Below are 17,639 nucleotides of genomic sequence, written 5' to 3'. Positions count from 1 at the left end.
GGGGCCGTTTCGCGTTTCGACGGCGGGAGAGGTGTGGAGCTTTTGTCACCATTCACGCGTTCCGATGTTAGAGCGGGGGCAGCAGATTCACCGCGGCTTTTCCAAAACTCCCCGCATGAAGAATCTCCTCCTCTCGGCCGGCTGCCTTTCGCTGCTGGCGTCCTCCGCCCACGCCGCCTTGGTGGCGGGCGACCTTTCCGTCATCGGCTTCCGCGCCGATGCGACCGACAGCGTTGCCTTCGTCGTCTGGACGACGGTCAACGCCGGCGAGTCGATCTACTTCACCGACTCCGGCTACTTCTCGGATGGCACCATGCGTGACTCCGAGGATCGAATGACCTGGACCGCTCCCACGGGTGGCATCACCGCAGGCACTGTGATCGTGATTGGTTCGACGGATGCCCAACCCAACGGCACGGCGAACATCGGCACCGTGACCGGTCGCCTGAACGGTCTGTCGGCCTCGGGCGATCAGGTCTTCGTCGGCACGACGGCCTTCCCGGGTGCGAGCGACACCACCATGCCGGGTAGCACCTACTCCGGGACGCTGCTCTTCGGCCTCGACTTCGCTGGAGCCACCGGCTGGGCGACCACTGCGACGGGGACCAACGACTCCGCCTTGCCCTCGGTCATCAACAGCCTGGGCCTGAACATCGGCTTCGCCGACATCGACAACGGTCAATTCATCGGTGCCCGCACCGGCATGACGATCGACCAGTACAAGGCGGCGATCGTGAACGCCGCCAACTGGACCACCAACGACGACGGGGTGGCATTCGGGAACCTCTCCACCACCGCTTTCACCATCGTCCCGGAACCGGCTGCCGCGATGCTCGGCTCGCTGGGGATGCTCGGCCTGCTGCGCCGCCGCCGGGTGCGCTGATTTTCCCTTTCCGGCCCTTCTGCTGACTCATGAGAAAAGCCGCTCCGGTGACCGGGGCGGCTTTTTCTTATCCGGATATCACGTTACGAATCTCTGGACAGCCGCCGCGATCACGCGGACAAGTTCGGGTCGGCAATCACGCATCCCGCGAGGTCCTCCTTGACGTGGCGGAGAGGGAGGCTTGGTTTCCGCCCTCCCTTCTCACCCATTCATGCGTTCCTGCCTCATCGTCCTCGGACTGTTTGTCCTCGCCGTCGGATTGCGATCGGCGCGCCGGGCGGTGTGGCGAAAGCTCGGTGCGCTGGTCTTCCTAGGCGCCAGTTTCATGGGGTTTTACTACCTGACGGATTGCCTGTGGTGGGGGCTAGCCGGGGTGGCGCTTTGGTTTTTCCTGCCGTGGGTGGAGCTGCTGACCCGGATCCGGCGGATGCGGCTGCCGCTGGAAAACCGGCTGTGCAGCCGCCAAGTGCCGGATCCATCGTTTTTTCCGAATGCCGTGGAAGCCGCGGGGGCGATGGAAGATGCTGGTTTCGAGCATGTTGACGATTGCGGCTGGGAGTGGGGCGGGATGAAGCAGTATTTCCGGCTGTTTTGGCACCCGGAGGAGAGGGCCGTCGGTGCGGTGTGCCTCTGCGAGCAGGGAGATGTGGCCTTTGCCTTCATCTCGGTGACCTCCCGCGACGGGGACGGCGGGATTTGGAGGACCACGAATTTTCCGTTTTCGCCGACGCTGAAATGCCCGCCGCAGATGCGCTGGAACCACGTCCCGTGCGAGCGGAACTGCTTCCATCACATCCTCCGGGACCATCACGAGTTCCTGAAGCGGGTGAGGGTGCCGGTGGATTCGCTGCTGATGCCGGACCCGGACGAGATCGAGCACGCGATCGAGGATGAGATGAAATTCCAGATCCGCTACAACCTCGAGGCGGGGATTATCCGCCAGACGGGCAACGGGCATTTCGAATACTCCTTCCGCGGCCTGATGTTCCTGTGGGGGCAGTTCGTGAAGGACATGGTGCGGCTATGTTGAGGGCTGCGGCTTTCTTGTCTGCCGGTTAGACCGCTGCTAGATCCTCCCCATGACTTTGTGGCAACGGCTCAAGCGCCCTCCGTGGCGGACTCTGGTGCTTTTGGCGGCCGTTCTGGGGATTTTCGGGCTGGGCTACCTGTGCTGGTCGCCCGGTGAACGGGTTACGGATGGCCGGCATGACCTCCGCCGCAATGGGATGTGGCTCCAGCACGGGTGGATGGGGGATGACGATTGGTTCGAGCGGAACGGCCGGGATCGGGCGAATTTCCGCAGCGAGGGGAAAATTGGGGAGCTGCGGGAGAAGCTCGCCCGGCACGGGATCCGGGATGTTTTCCCCCATCTCTGCCCGTGTCAGTCGGACGGGACGATCTCTGCCGTGGATGATGAGCAGACGGAGCGTTTCCTCACGGGGCTCGACGGTCTCCGGGTGATGCCGTGGATCGGTGGGGTGAGGGATGAGTCAGCAGATCCAGCGTCGGCTGCGTGGCGTGGCCGGTTTGTCGAAAGCTCGGTCCAGCTCCTCGGCAGGCATCCGCGGCTCGCGGGGCTGCATGTGAACATCGAGCCGATGCCGGATGGCGATCCATCCTATCTGCTGCTGCTAGAGGAGCTCCGGAAGGCGATGCCGGCAGGCAAGATCCTCTCGGTGGCGGCCTATCCGCCGCCGACGCGCTGGCATCCTTTTCCGGACGTTCATTGGGGGGAGGCCTATTTCCGGGAGGTCGCCAAGCGCAGCGACCAGCTGGTGCCGATGCTCTACGACACCGGACTGACCCGGGAGAAGCTGTACCGCAAGCTGATGGTGGACTGGGCCGGCGAGGTGCTCGCGTGGTCGGAGGGGAAGGAGGTTTTGCTCGGCGTGCCGGCTTATGACGACGGGGGCACCGGCTACCACGACCCGCGGGTGGAGAATCTGGTGAACGCCTTGTCGGGCATTCATGCGGCATTGGAAGATGGTGTCCCGCCGTCCTATGCCGGGGTTTCCGTTTATTCGGAGTGGGAGATGAGTGGGGATGATTGGGAGACGCTCGGGAGGGAATTCAATGCACCGCGTTGAAACGAAAAACGCCGCACGGCACGGGGCCGGGCGGCGTTTTTGGAATGAGTTGTTTTAAACTCAGGCGGCAGGAGCGGCCTTCTTGTCGAGGGCAGCCTTGGCCTGGGCGACGATCGCGGAGAACGCGGCTGCGTCCTTGACGGCGAGGTCGGCGAGGATCTTGCGGTCGGCTTCGATCCCTGCGGCAACGAGACCTTCGATAAAGCGCGAGTAGGTCAGGCCCTCGTTGCGGACGGCAGCGCTGATGCGCTGGATCCACAAGCGGCGGAACTGGCCCTTACGCTTCTTACGGTCACGGTACTCATAGGTCATCGCCTTGCGGACGGCGTCCTTGGCGTAACGGAAGAGCTTCGAGCGGAATCCGCGGAAGCCCTTGGCACGGAGCAGCACCCGCTTGCGGCGGGCACGTGAAGCCGGGCTGTTGGTGGCGCGTGGCATTTTCTGTTTTCTGGTCGGACAGGCCGTTGGTTATTCTTTCCTCCCGTAGTCTCGCTTGTCCGGTGGTACCCTCGCGGGTCAGGCTACGATGGAGGCCGTCCGAGGCGCGGACGGGGGCGCGGTTTGTTGCTTCAGCGTGAGAACGGAAGGTTTTCCTTCACGTTCTTGATGTCAGCATCGGAGACAAGGGCGGAATGAGTGAGATTCCGCTTCCGCTTGCGGCTCTTGCATTGGAGCAAGTGCCGGGCACCTTGTTTCCGGCGCAGAACCTTACCGGTTCCTGTCACCTTGAAACGCTTGGCAACAGCCTTTCGAGTCTTTGCTTTTCCTGAGACGCGTGGCATGGGGCGGCGAAACTAGGGGTCGACCCCGGCTTGGCAAGGCAAAAGTAGCATGGGATGGGGCTTTCCCGGGCGGATTTGGCCGGATTTCCCCGGAATCGCCCCCGCAGCGGATGGATGCTGGAAAATTTACCCGCGAGTGACTAAGAAGCGACCGATTGGCGTGTCAGATTCCAGAAGGCCCTGCCTTCGTTCGCTTCAACCCTTTTTGTGCCCATGAAGAAGCTGCCGATTCTTTTGACTGCCGGGGTCCTGCTTGTGACGGGGGCGCTTGCGCTGCGTGTCGTGGAGCTGGAGGGACGCCTGAAAGCGGCGGAGCGCCGGGCGGTCTCGGCTGCCACCCGCCAACCGGGGAGCGGAGGTCCAGTGGTGCGCAGTCCGATAGCGGCTTCTCCCCGTGCGAAAGCACCGGAGCCCAGGATGGCGGAGGATCTGGCAAATGCCCGGGCCGAGGTGGCGGATTTGAGACAGCAGATCCAGGCCAGCCAGCAGCAGCGCCTCTCTCCGGGAGGTGCGGTCGATGGGATTTCGGGAGCTTTAGGAATCCGGTCTGTGGATACGGCCTTGGTTCCCTCCGGAAATGTAGCGGTCGAACACTGGACCGGCGGCGAGAAGCGACGCTGGGGGCATGAGCAGGCGGCGGGGGCTCCTGATACCGGCCAGCCTGGAGACATTCCCTCGGCCTGGGCCTCGAAGGCTCCGGACGGAGGCGAGGAATGGCTGCAACTGGACTACGACCGTTTCGTCGATCTCCAGCAGATCAACGTGGTCGAAAGCCACAATCCCGGTGCGATCAGCAAGGTGGTGGCGATGCTTTCCAACGGTCGCGAGGCGACGATCTGGGAGGGCTCCATGGAACCTTCGGCCTCCGATGAGTTGGTTTCCTCGGCCTTTCCCGTGGGGGAGAGCATTCGTGCGCGCTCGGTGAAGGTGTATATGGATACGGCCCGCGTGCCGGGCTGGAACGAGATCGACGCGGTGGAAGTCGTCGGTCGCGATGGCAGCAAGCAGTGGGCGACCTCGTCGCGGGCGAGCAGCAGCTATGCGGATCCTTGAAGGTGCGGGGGCACCCGGGGACCATTCAGCCGGTCTGGAGACCGGCGCTCCCGGGGTCGCTGGGTACGCGTTTTAGCTTGCCGGACGCGGTGAGAGGGAGCGACTCGACCATCCTGAAGACCATGGGCACCTTGTAGGCGGAGAGGAGGGCCTTGCAGTGGCGCTGAAGTTCGATCGGCTTGGGCGGAAGGGCGGGGTCGGTGGGGATGATTTCGGCGACCGGGACTTGGCCCATCTGCGGGTGTTCGCGGCCGAAGACGCGGCTGCGGGTCACGGCGGGGTGGTCGTTGAGGACTCGCTCCACTTCTTCCGGGAAGACTTTCATACCGGCGACGTTGATGACCGACTTCTTGCGGCCCATGAGGAATAGGTGGCCGTCTTCATCGCGTTGCACGAGGTCGCCGCTGGCGAACCAGCCGTCGTCGAGAGGCGAGGGATTCCAAGGGACGAGGTAGGCGTCTAACAGGCCGGGGCCGCGGACGTGGAACTCGTCGTCGCGCAGCTCGACCTCGTAGGCAGGCAGCGGCTTGCCGAGGGAGGTTGGCTTTTCGCTGGCGGCGTCGAGGTTGAGAACGGAGAGCCCGACTTCGATGATGCCGAGTCCTTGGTGGAGCGGTTTGCCGAAGCGCTGCTCAAAGGCCTTTGCCGTGACCTCCGGCAAAGCCGCTGCCGTGGCGACGGCGAGCCGAAGCGACGGCCAGAGGAAGCCCCCCTTGTCGCCGGACAGCATCCCGAAGTGGAAGGGCGAGCCGTAGATGACTGTCGCTTGATGCTTTTCCGCGGTGGTGAGGATGTCTTCACGCATCGCGGAGTGCTCCAGCACGGTGGTGGCACCGAAGTGGAGATAGAGCACGATCGAAACGGCGAAGTGATGGGCCATCGGCAGCATCCAGAGCACGCGGTCCGCCGGGCCGATTTGCAGCCCTTCATTCGCCGCGGTGATGCGGGCGAGCAGGGTTTCGTGGGAGAGGACCACGCCCTTGCTGGTGCCGGTGGTGCCGGAGCTGAAGCGGATGAAGGCGGGATTGAGGGCTTGGAAGCCGTCCTCAGGGAAAGCAGGTGTTAGATCAGCGGAACGGAGCAGCTTCCACGGCGTGCCATCGCTTTCCGAGGAGAGCAGGGTCTCCTCCGTGCCGTGCCACGGCAATTCGTCGGCGGCCAAGATGAAGTCGAGGGCGGTAGTTGTCGCGATTTCGGTGCGCTCGGCAGCGGTCAGTTCTTCGGCCAAGGGCACCAGGCAGCCACCGGCCAACAGGACGCCCATCGACAGCACGATGTAGGAGACGCCATTCGGGCATTGCAGGCCGATGCGCGGAATCCGTCCGATGGTAGGAATCTGCGCGCCGATTTCGCGAGCGCAGCGAAAGAGATCGCCGTAGGTCAGGCGACGCTCGCCGCTGACGACGGCCAGCGTTGCGGGATCATGACGGCGGGCGATTTCTTCGATCAGGTTCACGGCACGGGCGCTCCGAGGTCTTCGGCGAGTGTCTGCTTCAGCAGCTCCAGCTCCAAGGGCGAAAGGCAGCCGTCCTTCCACGACAGTGTCATCGAGAGCTGCCCCGCGAACTCCGAGAAGAAGATCCCGATGCCCGGCGGCGAGCATACCGAGGGGACGTGGTAGCCATTGGTCACGCGGCTGCCGTGCATTTCCGCCAGCCCCGGCGCGAAGCCACCGGTGTGCGAGTGGAACAGCGTGCACAGCTCGCCTTTCAGATACGTGAAGACCGGGAAATTGTAGAAGCGGGAGGGGCAGCGCTCCATCATCCGCATGAGCGCGTCCATCGCGGCGGGCAGCTTGCGGCGCATGAAGTCGGCATACTTGCGGTAGAGTGCGCGCGTCGCCGGTTTCAGTTCGGCGAGCTCCCCGGCGGTCAGCAACAGCGTGTAGACTCCGAGGTGGTTCTGGAACAGAGGGCGGTCTCCCTTGAGCTGGACAGGCAGGGAGAGCAGTACTGGAACTTGCTCGTCGGGATGCCGTGCCGCAATCACCGACTGCGCCGCCCGAGCAGCGATGCTGGCGAAGTACGGAAGGAGTAGTAGCTCACCGGCCGTGGCGGCCATCTTTGTTCGGATCAAAGCGGTGGCTTCGCGGTCGAACTTGACCACTTGCACCCGGCTTTCCCCGGGGCGGACGCCTTTCCGGTGCAGGGAGCGAACCCGCCACTGGGGGAAGGTCCGCATCTCCTCGATCATGGGCAGGGCCTGCTTGTAGAGCTCCGACATCGGTGGGGCCGGGGCGGGGGAGTCATTGCCTCCACTGCGTGGAGTGCGGTCGTCACCGGGTGAGGCGATCTCCAGAAGCAGCTTGTCGATGCCCACGGCATCATGCAGCGAGTGGCTCCAGATGAGCACGAGCGCCCAGGTGGACGGTGAGGTGATCACCACATGGAAACGCAGGTTCGCTCCGGCGGTGCGGATGTCCGGCTTATGGGAATTGAGCTGAGTCTCGATGAAATCATGCAGCTCGGGAGTCTCATGGACTTCCAGCGGGATTGCCGCTGGCGTCACTTCGTCGAGCCGCCAGCGGGCGATGAAATCACCACCGCGGGCGATGCGGGCATGAACGATGGGATAGCGATGTCCCAGCACCTCTGCCGCATTTCGCAGGGCGGCGAGGTCGGGCTTGCCCTCGCACTCGATGACGGTCGCGGCCAAGTGGAGCCCTTGGCGGCTGCGGCGCATCAGGCTCTCCAGGCCGAATAGGAAACCGTCGGCGGGGGTGGCGGCGAGCGGCGGGAGAGTTTGGACGGACTCCGGCATTCAGCGATTGGCAGCCTCTTTTTTCTCCGCGACCAGAGCGGCGATTTTTTCCGCGGTGGAGAAGTTGTCGCGCGACAGGTCGGCGGGATCGATCGGCACGCCGAAGCGGTCCTCGATGGCTAGCAGGAGCTGCATGATGCCCATCGAATCAAGCCCGGCCGCGAACAAATCGCTTTGGGGCGTGAGCGCGTGGTCCGTGTCGAGGATCTCGGTGGCGATGAGGTGGGTCAGCTCGTTTTCCATGCGGCGAGGGGGAGAATAGGGCGGACCGCCGGTCGATCAACTCCGGGATTGCGGGCACGGAAGAGATTGCCGCTGGGTGGCCCGGCGCATTTTGCGCCCGGACGGGCACCGGTCTATCCGCTCAAACCATCCACCACCACCGTTTCCACGGACTTCTTCGGTTGGCGGAGGGTCACTTGTTTTCCCTGGGTCGCCACATTTTCCAATGCCTGGTAACGGCTGGATCCCTGAGGCTCGGTGACCCAGCCGGTGGCTGTTAGCCTGCTACCCTTGAAGCGGGAAAGATCGATCTGCCGCTCCCGTTCCGTGTCCCCGTCATTCAGGGAGACGATCACCAGCCGTCCGCGCTTTTCCTGGAAGGATGCCACGATGCTTTCCTCGCCGGTCGTCAGGATGGTGGAGCCGGGCGGGATATTGCGGGTGTAGTGGGCCAGCACGTGCCACTTCGGATTCACCCGGCGGAGGCGTCCGCGCGGCAGGTCGCCCGAGATCAGGCCCCAGCCGCCGCCATCGATCGGCTGCCAGTAGGACCACGAGGTTGGCTTCAGCGTCGCGAGGTCGCGGTGGAGATTGCGGGCCATCTGGAGGCCGGAGGGATCGCCATCGCCATACTCGGAGTTCCACAGGCGCTTGCCTCCCTCCTGGTGGACCAGCCGATACAGCTTGGCGCGGTCGCCCTTCGCTTCCTGATAGCCGTGGACATTCACTTGGCCGATCAAGCTGCGGGTCTTTGCGTCGAAGCTCTGCCAGGTCGAAATCGCGTGATCGTAGTAGGTTTCCTCCGAGGCGGAGATCGGCAGTGATTTCAAGCCCTGCTTGTCCAACTGCTCGCGGAGCAGAGGCAGCACGCGAGCCTGTTGGGGCGGAGAAACGTGGCAGCCTTCCTGTTTGCAGTCGGCGAACCACCAGTCGGAGACCGGTTCATTGAAGGGAGACACGCTGGTGAACGAGATGCCCCAATCGTCCTTTGCCTCGCGGGCCACCGCCGCGAGGTAGATCGCGAAATTCCGCTCTTGTTGGGGCGACAGGTTGTCGTCGCTTGGCTTCGGCCCGCCGGAGGGGTTGTCATTGCGGGTCATCCACCACATCGGCGAGTTCGAGAAGAGCTCGAAGTGGGTGACGCCGCGCTCCTTCGCCAGCTTCAGCATGTTCCGCTGCTTGGCATCGACTGACCAATCCCAACTGTCCGAGGCCGGATCGCTGCTGCGGTCGTCCAGCCAGAAGCCTTCCATCTGGCGGTGGCGCTGGATGATCCTTGATTTCTTCATCTCGCGCTCGCCGATCTTCCGCCACGCGGAGGCTCCGGCGTTGTAGCGGACGATGTTCAATCCCAAGCCGGGCAATTGCTCGTTTTCCACCTGCACCGTCTTCGTGGTGAACATCGCGTCAGCGAGATCCGTGCGGTCGCCGAATACTGCCGCCCACCAACAGAGCGAGGTGCCCCAGCCGTCCCATGTGCCTTGCTTGGCGGCGGGATCGATGGTGACCGGCGAAGGCTCTGCAACAAGGCGCCCGGTCATGGCAAGGAGCAGCAGGGGAATCCATCGCGCGATCATGCTCCCATTTCAACGCCCGCCGCTCGACAATGTCTTGTGGGAATATCGAGGAAATGAAGCGGGACTGGAGGGAACCAAACGAAAAGCCCGGCTGGCGCTAGGGAAGCACCAGCCGGGCCACGCAGGGCAGGGGAAAAGCGTGGATCAGAACTTCATGGAAGCACCGAGCGTGACGAGGCGCGGCGAGCCCGGCTGGATGATGTCAGCGGAGCCCTGGCTGGCCAGGTAGTAGGTCTCGTCGGCGAGGTTCTCGCAGGTGAGCTTGAAGCTCCAGTTACGCCAGTCGTAGTAGACGCCGGCATCGAAGCGGACGTAGTCGGGGAGCTGGAAGCTATTGGTCGCATCGCCATTGCGCTCGCCGACGTAGACACAGCCGGCGCCGAGGCTCAGTCCCTTCAGCAGCCACGCGCTGGTATCGTAGCGGAGGCGTACGCCGGCCTGGAAGTCGGGGACGTTGTAGAAGTTCTTGCCACGGGTGCTGGGATCCAGGGTGTCCGAGATCTCGCTGTCCATGAAAGCGAAGCCGCCCATGATATCGAGCTCGTCGGTGAGCTTGCCGGTGGCTTCGAATTCCACGCCGCTGATGGTCACGGTGCCGAGCGGAATGACGAAGACTTCATTCGGGTCGGTCGGGTCGAGCTCCAGCATGTTTTTGCGCTCGGTCTGATAGATCGAGAGCGTCGTTTGCAGGCGGTTGTCGCAGAAGTTCGCCTTGATGCCGCCTTCGATGGAAGTGGCTTCAAGTGGATCGGGGCTCTCGCCGCTGGCGAGCTGGCCGGTCTGTGGCTGGAAGGAATTGCTGACGCCGGCGAAGAGCGAAACATTGTCGGTGATGTCCACCACGGCGCCGAGGCGGCCGCTGTAGTCTTCATCCGAGTAGCCTGAGAGCGGTGGCAGCGGACGGAGCAGCACATTGGTTGTGGTGGCCAGCTCGTCCTGGTACCAATCCCAGCGCACGCCGCCGAGCAGGTGGAAGCGCTCGCCGATGTCCGCCTTGTGCTGGTAGTAGACGCCGAACTCTTCGAGCTCTTCTTCCAAGCGGAAATTGCGGGGTGCCAACGGCGGATGGAGGATCGGCGGCTGGCCGTGCACGGGCAGGCGGAAGTCAATCGGACGCAGGTCGTAGCGATCCATCGAGCGGCGCTTGGTGTCCGTGTTGACGTAATTGATGCCGAAGAGGCCGGTATGCTTGACCGAGCCGGTCTCGAAGTTCAGCAGCACCTCGGGCTTGAGGTTGTAGGCCCACATCTCGGAGTCGAAGTCCTGGGTGGTGCGGTTCAGGGTCGGATTGCCATTCCACTCGTTGCCAGCTCCGTAGAGCAGGAAGGTGAAGGGATTCCGGACGCCGGTGCCCATGCCGCGGTTGGTATCGATCTCGCCATTCATGCGCAGGGTGACGTTGTCGTTCACCTTATGCGTCCAATAGAGCGAGGACCGCGTGTTGTGATTCATGAAGTAGTCCGTCGGCTCATGGTAGCTCGTATTGATCGGCGTGAAGTTGTCCTTAAAGCCGGCACCCTCGATGTACATGATGCCGCGGTCGTAGGGCTGATCGCGGTACTGGTAGTCGAACTCGAAGAGGAGCGAGCTGTCCTCCGCATACTTCCAAAGGATCGATGGGGCGACCTGGTAGCCCTCGGTGCTGAAGCAGTCGCGGAAGGAATTCGCCGAGTCACCGGAGACGATCATGCGGTAGTAGACCCCTTCGCCGTGATCGCCCTGCAGCGCGTTTACAAGCGGACCGGTGGAGTCCATGTAAGCGTGCACGTAATCGTAGCTGCCGGCCTCCGCGCCGATCTCGGTTGATTGGACCGCCTCGGGCTTCTTGGTGACGTAGTTCACGAAGCCGCCCGGATCGCCGGTGCCGAATTCCACGCCGCCTGGACCCTTGAAGATCTCGATGCGGTCGATGTTCGCGAAGCGGCGCGAAGCATCGTAGGACACGCGGTTGCGCATGCCATTGATGTAGGACTGGTAGATGAAATTGAAGCCGCGGATATTCACCAGGTCGCCGGTGGCTCCGCTATCGTCGGAGGCGCTTACGCCCGGCACGTAGCCGATGAGGTCGCGGATGCGGCGGGCGGAGGTATCAGCGATGAATTGCTCACTCAGTGTATTCACCGTCAATGGCAGCTCCTTGATGGGAGCCGGAAGGCCGGTGACCTGGGTTTCAGCAGGGGCACCGTAGGCTCCCTGCGGGCTCTGTCCCTGAACGACAAGGTCCGTGAGGACGGACGGGGAGTTTGAAACAGGAGTGGCATTCTCCTTCTTTTTGTTAGGATCCTGCGGCGTGGCGGATTCCTGGGCGTGGAGTGGAGGAAGAGCTGCGAGGGCAAGCGCGATGGGGACGATCCGGTTGGCGGGATTCATGGCTGGATAGATGCCGGTCCATCAGGGCGAGCAGGAGCCTCCCGGGTCCTGAAGGGCCGATCATCACCGAACGAATCTGGGATTCGTTTCTTAGACGAAATTTTGCCGCCGCGCACCGGCGGCGGATTTCATGGTTTGCCGATGGGCATCGCGACGCGGAAGCCTAACAGGTAGCCGCGGCTTTTCGGGCTGAAACCATTGCGATTTGCAGAACGGGATTTGGAAGCATCCGCTTCCCAACAGCCGCCGCGCAGCACGCGTTCGTCGCCGGTGGCGGGCCCGGTGGGATCAAGCGCCGGGGACTGGCGGTAGTAGTCGGGCGAGTAGATGTCGGCGCACCATTCGTAGACGTTCCCGTGCATGTCGTGCAGGTCGAAGCGGTTTGGCGCGAGCTTGCCGACCTCGGTGGTGCCGGAGGGTGCGTTGCCATATTTGCCTTCGCCCGAGGAGTGGCCCCACCAGCCGCATTCGCTGAGCTTGGCCGGGGTGTCGCCATTCGGATAGGCGCTTTCGCTGCCAGCGCGGCAGGCAAATTCCCACTCGGCTTCGGTCGGAAGCCGCAGGCCTTGGCCGGCTTTCGTGAGGAAGCCTTGGGCGTCCAACCAGCTTACCTGTTCCACCGGTTTTTCCGGAGAAGGGAAATAGCTGGGATTCTTGCCGATGACCGCTTCGTACTGGGCTTGCGTTAGCTCGTATTTGCCCAGGTAGAACGGACGGGAAATCACCACGCGGTGGCGTGGGGTCTCGTCACCATCGGCTCCCGTCTCTGCGGGGGCTGCGCCCATGAGGAAGCTGCCAGCGGGAACGAGCACGAGTTCCAAGGTGCGTCCGCCGAGATTGACGCTGCGAGTGGCGTCGAGGTGATTGCGAGCGGCGTAGTCGGCCACGCTTTCCTTGCCGTCCCAGAGTGGCCAAGGAAGGCTGGCAGGGTCCACGGTTTCCTCGCGAGTCTCGGCGACGCGAGTAGCTCCGTAGCTGGGAACCATCGCGGGGGTCGCTGGTGCAGAAGCTGGTGGGGTGAGGGCGCTAGGGAGCAGTTTTTGACCCGCACCGGTGCGCGAGAGGATCATGTGCTGAGGAAGAGCCTCGCGGTTGCCGCTGGCGTCTGTGGAAGAGGCGGTGAGTTCCACTTCGTTGCCATTGGCGAGCAAGACGTGGGACCACTCATTGGTGGGGCCCGGTTCGAGTGTGGCTGCTTCGCCATTCACGCGAACTTCGGTGATCTGGTCATCGTCCACTGCCACGCCGGAAACACGCACTCGGCCGCCATCAAGCCACTCAACGCGGGTGACGAGGGTGACTGGCGGGCTGTCATCCTTTGGGTCCACATAGCGAAGCTGTTCCTCGCGAGTGGGAGCGACGCCGAAGCCATTGAAGAAGGTGGAGACGTGGATGTCGGTGGCGTCGACGCCGTTGTAGTCGTGGCCGGCGAAATTCGAGCGCCAGAAGACGTAGTTCACATCGTGGGCGGTGAAGCCCTGGATCTGGACGTTGGGCGCGGTGGTGTGGAAGCCCCAGTGTGAGGCCCAGACGAGGTAGTCCTTGATGCGGAAGGGATGCTTGTAGTCCGGGCCCACGCCGGCGACATCGCCGCCGAGGTAAGCGCTGCGGTCGATGACATTGCCATCGCGGTCGAGATCCTCGGTTTCGCTTTGGCCATGGAAGCCGCCTAGATTGAAGGCGAAACGGCGCTGGCTGTGGGCCTCATTCTGATCAAAGCGGATGAAGGGCAGCGTCCGTACATCGACGGGACGGCGGCGGCCTTCGGGCATCAGCACGGTGAGTCGCGGATTGAACTCCGGCGTCTTCACCATCTGGAAGCGGTAGCCGAATTTGCCGCAGTCCGCGGAGACATTGCGGGTGAAGGCATTCAGGCAGTTGGCCCACCAGAAGCCGGCTGCGTCATTGGTGTCGAAGGGGAGAACTTGAAGCGGCAGCGGCTTGCCCATCAACGCCTGTACAGCGAGGTTGTGGTCGAGGACGTTGTTCACCTCGGTGCCGTCTTCGAAGAAATAGCCGTGGCCGATGCTGCGGTAGCCGACGCAGTCTTTCACGAGGATGTAATTCGAGCCGTGGATGGTGACCCATCGGTTCTCGCTGTCCCACACGCTGGCGCCGATCACGGAGCTGCCGCGCATGGTGTCCGCGCAAAGGTGGAAGTGGATGGGGTAGCGGCCAAGGACGTCCTTCTTCCCAAGATGGCGGAACTCCGCGTAGCTGATCGAACCGGCCGAGCCGCGATGGTAGACGGTGTGACCGCGCACGCCCTGTGGGTCGGCGGATTCGACGACGACGTTGCGGCTGAGGTTCGCGATTTCGCCGCGGAATTTTCCGAGGGCTTCGTGCTTGTACTTCAGAGGCTCCTTCACCAGGAGGCCGCGGCGGTCGACGCCGAGGATTTCGGCTTCCTCGGTTTCAGAGTCTTTCAGGAGCGGAGGGATGACCCGGCGTCCATTCTCCACCTGATAGAATTCGGTCATGCCGGTAGCGGGGAAGACGACCTTGTCTCCCGCGCGCCAGCCGGTGACCGGCTCAGCCAGCTCGATCTCACGGGAGCCGCGGCCGGCGCTGCTGCCGAGCTTGACCCACGAGTGGTTCAGGGGCGCGCCGTGGAAATCCATACGGCCGCCACAGGACATGATGGCGGGGAAGGACTCCGGATCCATGCCGGGGATGTAGGTGAGGCGGATCACCGCCTTGTGATCGGCGGGGATCGGTGCTTCCGGCGTGCCGACTTCCAAGGCCGGTCGCTCGCCCTGGACCGTGTAGTCGGGGGAAGGGGCGTGGCATTCGAAGCCCTCTTCCTTGCACTCTTCGCCAGCGGCCAAGCGGATGAGGCCGGTGCAGAGCAGGGTATCCGTTTCGCGCGAGAAGGCGAGGGTACCAGCGACGTGCACGGCGCGGATCACCGTGCTACTGGAAACGTCGTAGTTCACGTGGTGCCCGGCGCGGACCAGGACGATATCGCCCGCGGCCGGCTGTTTGCCATTTTCCCAGGTAGCAGCCGCAGACCACGGGCCATCGCCGACACTGCGGATTTCGGCCGCGTGGCCATGAGTGGCGAACCAAAGCAGGGTCAGCAGGGCGCTCGTGAGCTTCATGGCGGGACTAAGGGCGGGAGACAGCTTGGATCAAGCAGTCTCCCGCGACAAGGCCCGGCCACCGGCTCGATTGGCGGCGGCTTGCAAGGCGGTCCCGTCCGTCAACTCAATCTCGCGGCGAGAAGCTCGCGCTGGAAGACGATTTCCTTCGGGAGGTAGTCGTAGAGCTTCAGGAAGAGTTCGCCCTGACTGAGGATCTCGGCCTGCCACTCGGCGGCGTCGAAGGCCATGCACTGGTCGAACTTGGCTTCGTCGAAGCCATCGAGGCCTTCGGTGTGGAAGTCCTCCCAATCGGGCGTCCAGCCGATCTGGGTCTCGTGGCCGGGGATGCGGCCGTGGCAGCGGTTCACGATCCACTCCAGCACGCGCATGTTTTCGCCGAAGCCGGGCCACAGGAATTTGCCGTCGGCGTCCTTGCGAAACCAGTTCACGTGGAAGAAGCGCGGGAGGTGGTTCACCTTGCGGCGCATGTCCAGCCAGTGGTGGAAGTAGTCGGCCATGTTGTAGCCGATGAAGGGGAGCATGGCGAAGGGGTCGCGGCGCACGCCGGCCTTGAGGCCGATCGCGGCGGCGGTGACTTCCGAACCCATGGTCGCGCCGACGTAGACGCCGTGCGACCAATTGAAGGCCTGATAGACGAGCGGCATCGTGTTCGGACGGCGGCCGCCGAAGACGATCGCCGAAATCGGCACGCCTTCCGGGTTCTGCCAGTCGGGATCGATGGTCGGGCACTGCTTCGCCGGTGCGGTGAAGCGGGCATTGGCGTGTGCGGCGGGACGGCCGCAGCCGGGCGTCCAGTCCTGGCCTTGCCAGTCGATGAGATGGGCGGGGGCTTCCTTGGTGAGGCCTTCCCACCAGACGTCGCCGTCGTCGGTCAGGGCGACATTGGTGAAGATGGTGTTCTCCTTCATCGACTCCATCGCGATCGGATTGGTGTCGTAGGAGGTGCCGGGGGCGACGCCGAAGTAGCCGGTCTCCGGATTGATCGCGTGGAGGCGGCCATCCTTGTGTGGCCACAGCCAGGCGATGTCGTCGCCGATGATGGTGGTCTTCCAGCCGGCGTCCGAATAGGTCTTCGGCGGCACCAGCATGGCGAGGTTGGTCTTGCCGCAGGCGGAGGGGAAGGCGGCGGTGAGGTAGGTCTTCTCGCCCTTGGGTGATTCGATGCCGAGGATGAGCATGTGCTCCGCCATCCAGTTGTGCTCGCGGGCGATGTTGCTGGCGATGCGGAGGGCGAGGCATTTCTTGCCTAACAGGGCATTGCCGCCGTAGCCGGACCCGTAGGACCAGATCTCGCGGCTTTCCGGGAAATGGACAATGTACTTGTCCTCATTGCACGGCCACGCGACGTCGGCTTGGCCTAAAGCGAGCGGCGCGCCGATGGAGTGGAGGCAGGGGATGAAGCGGCCGTGGCCATCGCGCTTGTGGGGAAGTTCCTCGGCTGCTTCCGCCTCGAGCCGATCGAGCACCTTCTTGCCCATGTGGGCCATGATGCGGGTGTTTACCGCGACGTAGGCGCTGTCGGTGACCTGCACGCCGATCTTGGCGAGCGGCGAATCGAGCGGGCCCATGCAGAATGGTACGACGTACATCGTACGTCCCTTCATGGAGCCGGTGAATTTCTCCCGGAGCAGGGCCTTCATTTCGGAAGGCTCCATCCAGTGGTTGGTGGGGCCGGCGAGGCCCTTGCGGCGGGTGCAGATGAAGGTGCGGTCTTCCACGCGGGCGACGTCCGACGGCGTGGAGCGGGCGAGGAAGGAGTTCGGGCGCTTGGCCGGATCGAGCCGGGTGAAGGTGCCCTTTTCGACGAGAAGCTGGCAAAGCCGGTCCCATTCCTCCTGGGAGCCGTCGCACCATTCGACGGCATCAGGCTGGCAGAGGGTGGTCATTTCCTCGACCCAAGCGAGGAGTTCGGCGTGGCGGACGGGAGCGCTCATGGCGAGCGTATCAAACGCCTGCGCCCCGCCCGGTTCAATCCAATCGTCAGAAATGGGTCGAATCCGCAAGGAATTGACCAGATGCGGCCATGAGATCGCGGAAAATGATCAACCCGCGGAGGTGTCCGGCGGAGCTGTCAGTTTGGCTTCGCGCCGCCTTGCTGTGCGGCGTTCTGCTTCGCGGCATCCTCGTCGGCCTTGTCTTCCAGGATCACCTTGAAATCCACGGGTGACTCTCCGGCGTCCTTGTTCGGAATCACGAAGACCAGCTGGCGTTGATCGTCCCGGTATTCCCAAATTGCAGAGAAGAGGGGTTGCTTGGGCTGTTCCTTCAGCGCAAGCAGGACCTCCATGTTGCGCCGTTTGCCGCCAAGTGAAATATCGACAGGGGTCCATCCGGCGGCCAAGACGCTGACTTTCGTTTCGGCCTTGAAGAGGAGTTCCTTGCCGGTGGCATTGATCATCCGGATCGTCCCCCACTGGAAGCCCGCCGGATCGTCTTCCAGAACCACGGTGCGGATGCCGGTGGCGGCCTTCGGGTCCGGCATCAGCAAGGCGAGTGGATGTGTCACATTTGCCGGGATGCGGATGGGATCCGAGGCAGGCGCACCCTTGGCGTCCGTCTTATCGAGCGCCTGCAGCATCGGGGGCGTATCGCCGCCGGTCACATTGATCTTGGGAGACCGGCTGAGAGGGTGGAGGTCCTTGAGTTCTGTCGCATCCTTGCCATTGGAAATCGCCAGCTTGCGTGCGGCAATGGTTTCATCCCAAGCCAGCACCCGGAGAGGCAAACCATGGAGGGACTGGCTGAGGAACAGGAAGACGGATCCCAGCAAGGGCAGATGGAATTTCATAGGACTCGTGAAG

14 protein-coding genes are annotated in these 17,639 nt (G+C 63.4%); 4 read left to right on the top strand and 10 right to left on the bottom strand.

Annotation, left to right across the window (positions count from 1 at the left end; genetic code table 11):
- Positions 1-115: 115 nt before the first annotated feature.
- The 3 genes from WKV53_RS00520 to WKV53_RS00510 all read left to right on the top strand — a co-directional run bounded on the left by WKV53_RS00520 (position 116) and on the right by WKV53_RS00510 (position 2,970).
- Positions 116-883 carry a hypothetical protein gene (locus tag WKV53_RS00520; protein WP_341402301.1) on the top strand — a complete coding sequence of 256 codons (768 nt, stop codon included), beginning with the start codon at positions 116-118 and terminating at the stop codon, positions 881-883.
- Between the two features lie 211 nt (positions 884-1,094).
- Positions 1,095-1,913, top strand: coding sequence for a hypothetical protein (locus WKV53_RS00515; protein ID WP_341402300.1), 819 nt, complete (start codon positions 1,095-1,097; stop codon positions 1,911-1,913).
- Between the two features lie 49 nt (positions 1,914-1,962).
- Positions 1,963-2,970 carry a glycoside hydrolase family 18 protein gene (locus WKV53_RS00510; protein WP_341402299.1) on the top strand — a complete coding sequence of 336 codons (1,008 nt, stop codon included), beginning with the start codon at positions 1,963-1,965 and terminating at the stop codon, positions 2,968-2,970.
- 60 nt (positions 2,971-3,030) lie between these two features.
- Here WKV53_RS00510 and rplT read toward each other — a convergent pair whose 3' ends face one another.
- A complete protein-coding gene (gene rplT, locus WKV53_RS00505) occupies positions 3,031-3,408 on the bottom strand; it encodes a 50S ribosomal protein L20 (protein WP_341402297.1) in 378 nt (125 codons plus the stop codon).
- Positions 3,409-3,539: 131 nt separating this feature from the next.
- Positions 3,540-3,752: a 50S ribosomal protein L35 gene (rpmI, locus tag WKV53_RS00500; protein WP_264488392.1), complete on the bottom strand. Its 213-nt coding sequence runs from the start codon at positions 3,750-3,752 to the stop codon at positions 3,540-3,542.
- 213 nt (positions 3,753-3,965) lie between these two features.
- On the opposite strand from rpmI, the gene WKV53_RS00495 reads away from it, so the two are divergent.
- Complete coding sequence (locus WKV53_RS00495) at positions 3,966-4,805, top strand: hypothetical protein (RefSeq protein ID WP_341402295.1); 840 nt, start codon at positions 3,966-3,968, stop codon at positions 4,803-4,805.
- A gap of 25 nt (positions 4,806-4,830) precedes the next feature.
- On the opposite strand, the gene WKV53_RS00490 is transcribed toward WKV53_RS00495, so the two are convergent.
- The 8 genes from WKV53_RS00490 to WKV53_RS00455 form a co-directional block, all read right to left on the bottom strand.
- Positions 4,831-6,261: a class I adenylate-forming enzyme family protein gene (locus tag WKV53_RS00490; RefSeq protein ID WP_341402293.1), complete on the bottom strand. Its 1,431-nt coding sequence runs from the start codon at positions 6,259-6,261 to the stop codon at positions 4,831-4,833.
- A complete protein-coding gene (locus WKV53_RS00485; RefSeq protein WP_341402292.1) occupies positions 6,258-7,565 on the bottom strand; it encodes a condensation domain-containing protein in 1,308 nt (435 codons plus the stop codon). The genes WKV53_RS00490 and WKV53_RS00485 overlap by 4 nt, the downstream gene beginning before the upstream one ends.
- Complete coding sequence (locus tag WKV53_RS00480; RefSeq protein WP_341402291.1) at positions 7,566-7,808, bottom strand: phosphopantetheine-binding protein; 243 nt, start codon at positions 7,806-7,808, stop codon at positions 7,566-7,568.
- Positions 7,809-7,921: 113 nt separating this feature from the next.
- Positions 7,922-9,328: a glycoside hydrolase gene (locus WKV53_RS00475; RefSeq protein ID WP_341402290.1), complete on the bottom strand. Its 1,407-nt coding sequence runs from the start codon at positions 9,326-9,328 to the stop codon at positions 7,922-7,924.
- 180 nt (positions 9,329-9,508) lie between these two features.
- Positions 9,509-11,734 (bottom strand): TonB-dependent siderophore receptor, encoded by a 2,226-nt coding sequence (locus tag WKV53_RS00470; protein WP_341402289.1) that lies wholly within the window; start codon positions 11,732-11,734, stop codon positions 9,509-9,511.
- Positions 11,735-11,862: 128 nt separating this feature from the next.
- Positions 11,863-14,835, bottom strand: coding sequence for an SUMF1/EgtB/PvdO family nonheme iron enzyme (locus WKV53_RS00465; protein WP_341402288.1), 2,973 nt, complete (start codon positions 14,833-14,835; stop codon positions 11,863-11,865).
- 101 nt (positions 14,836-14,936) lie between these two features.
- Complete coding sequence (locus WKV53_RS00460) at positions 14,937-16,772, bottom strand: phosphoenolpyruvate carboxykinase (GTP) (protein ID WP_341402287.1); 1,836 nt, start codon at positions 16,770-16,772, stop codon at positions 14,937-14,939.
- A gap of 137 nt (positions 16,773-16,909) precedes the next feature.
- Positions 16,910-17,626, bottom strand: coding sequence for a hypothetical protein (locus tag WKV53_RS00455; protein ID WP_341402285.1), 717 nt, complete (start codon positions 17,624-17,626; stop codon positions 16,910-16,912).
- Between the last annotated feature and the right edge of the window lie 13 nt (positions 17,627-17,639).

The sequence above is a fragment of the Luteolibacter sp. Y139 genome, assembly GCF_038066715.1.
GTDB classification, from domain to species: Bacteria; Verrucomicrobiota; Verrucomicrobiia; order Verrucomicrobiales; family Akkermansiaceae; genus Haloferula; species Haloferula soli.
Note: the sequence above shows the minus strand (reverse complement) of the source record. Positions and strands in the feature narration are given on the sequence as shown.

Bases quoted from the DNA above. Each gene is read 5' to 3' on its own strand.
- WKV53_RS00520 (WP_341402301.1), top strand. From the start codon at position 116: ATGAAGAATCTCCTCCTCTCGGCCGGCTGCCTTTCGCTGCTGGCGTCC.
- WKV53_RS00515 (WP_341402300.1), top strand. From the start codon at position 1,095: ATGCGTTCCTGCCTCATCGTCCTCGGACTGTTTGTCCTCGCCGTCGGA.
- WKV53_RS00510 (WP_341402299.1), top strand. From the start codon at position 1,963: ATGACTTTGTGGCAACGGCTCAAGCGCCCTCCGTGGCGGACTCTGGTG.
- rplT (WP_341402297.1), bottom strand. From the start codon at position 3,408: ATGCCACGCGCCACCAACAGCCCGGCTTCACGTGCCCGCCGCAAGCGG.
- rpmI (WP_264488392.1), bottom strand. From the start codon at position 3,752: ATGCCACGCGTCTCAGGAAAAGCAAAGACTCGAAAGGCTGTTGCCAAG.
- WKV53_RS00495 (WP_341402295.1), top strand. From the start codon at position 3,966: ATGAAGAAGCTGCCGATTCTTTTGACTGCCGGGGTCCTGCTTGTGACG.
- WKV53_RS00485 (WP_341402292.1), bottom strand. From the start codon at position 7,565: ATGCCGGAGTCCGTCCAAACTCTCCCGCCGCTCGCCGCCACCCCCGCC.
- WKV53_RS00480 (WP_341402291.1), bottom strand. From the start codon at position 7,808: ATGGAAAACGAGCTGACCCACCTCATCGCCACCGAGATCCTCGACACG.
- WKV53_RS00475 (WP_341402290.1), bottom strand. From the start codon at position 9,328: ATGACCGGGCGCCTTGTTGCAGAGCCTTCGCCGGTCACCATCGATCCC.
- WKV53_RS00470 (WP_341402289.1), bottom strand. From the start codon at position 11,734: ATGAATCCCGCCAACCGGATCGTCCCCATCGCGCTTGCCCTCGCAGCT.
- WKV53_RS00465 (WP_341402288.1), bottom strand. From the start codon at position 14,835: ATGAAGCTCACGAGCGCCCTGCTGACCCTGCTTTGGTTCGCCACTCAT.
- WKV53_RS00460 (WP_341402287.1), bottom strand. From the start codon at position 16,772: ATGAGCGCTCCCGTCCGCCACGCCGAACTCCTCGCTTGGGTCGAGGAA.
- WKV53_RS00455 (WP_341402285.1), bottom strand. From the start codon at position 17,626: ATGAAATTCCATCTGCCCTTGCTGGGATCCGTCTTCCTGTTCCTCAGC.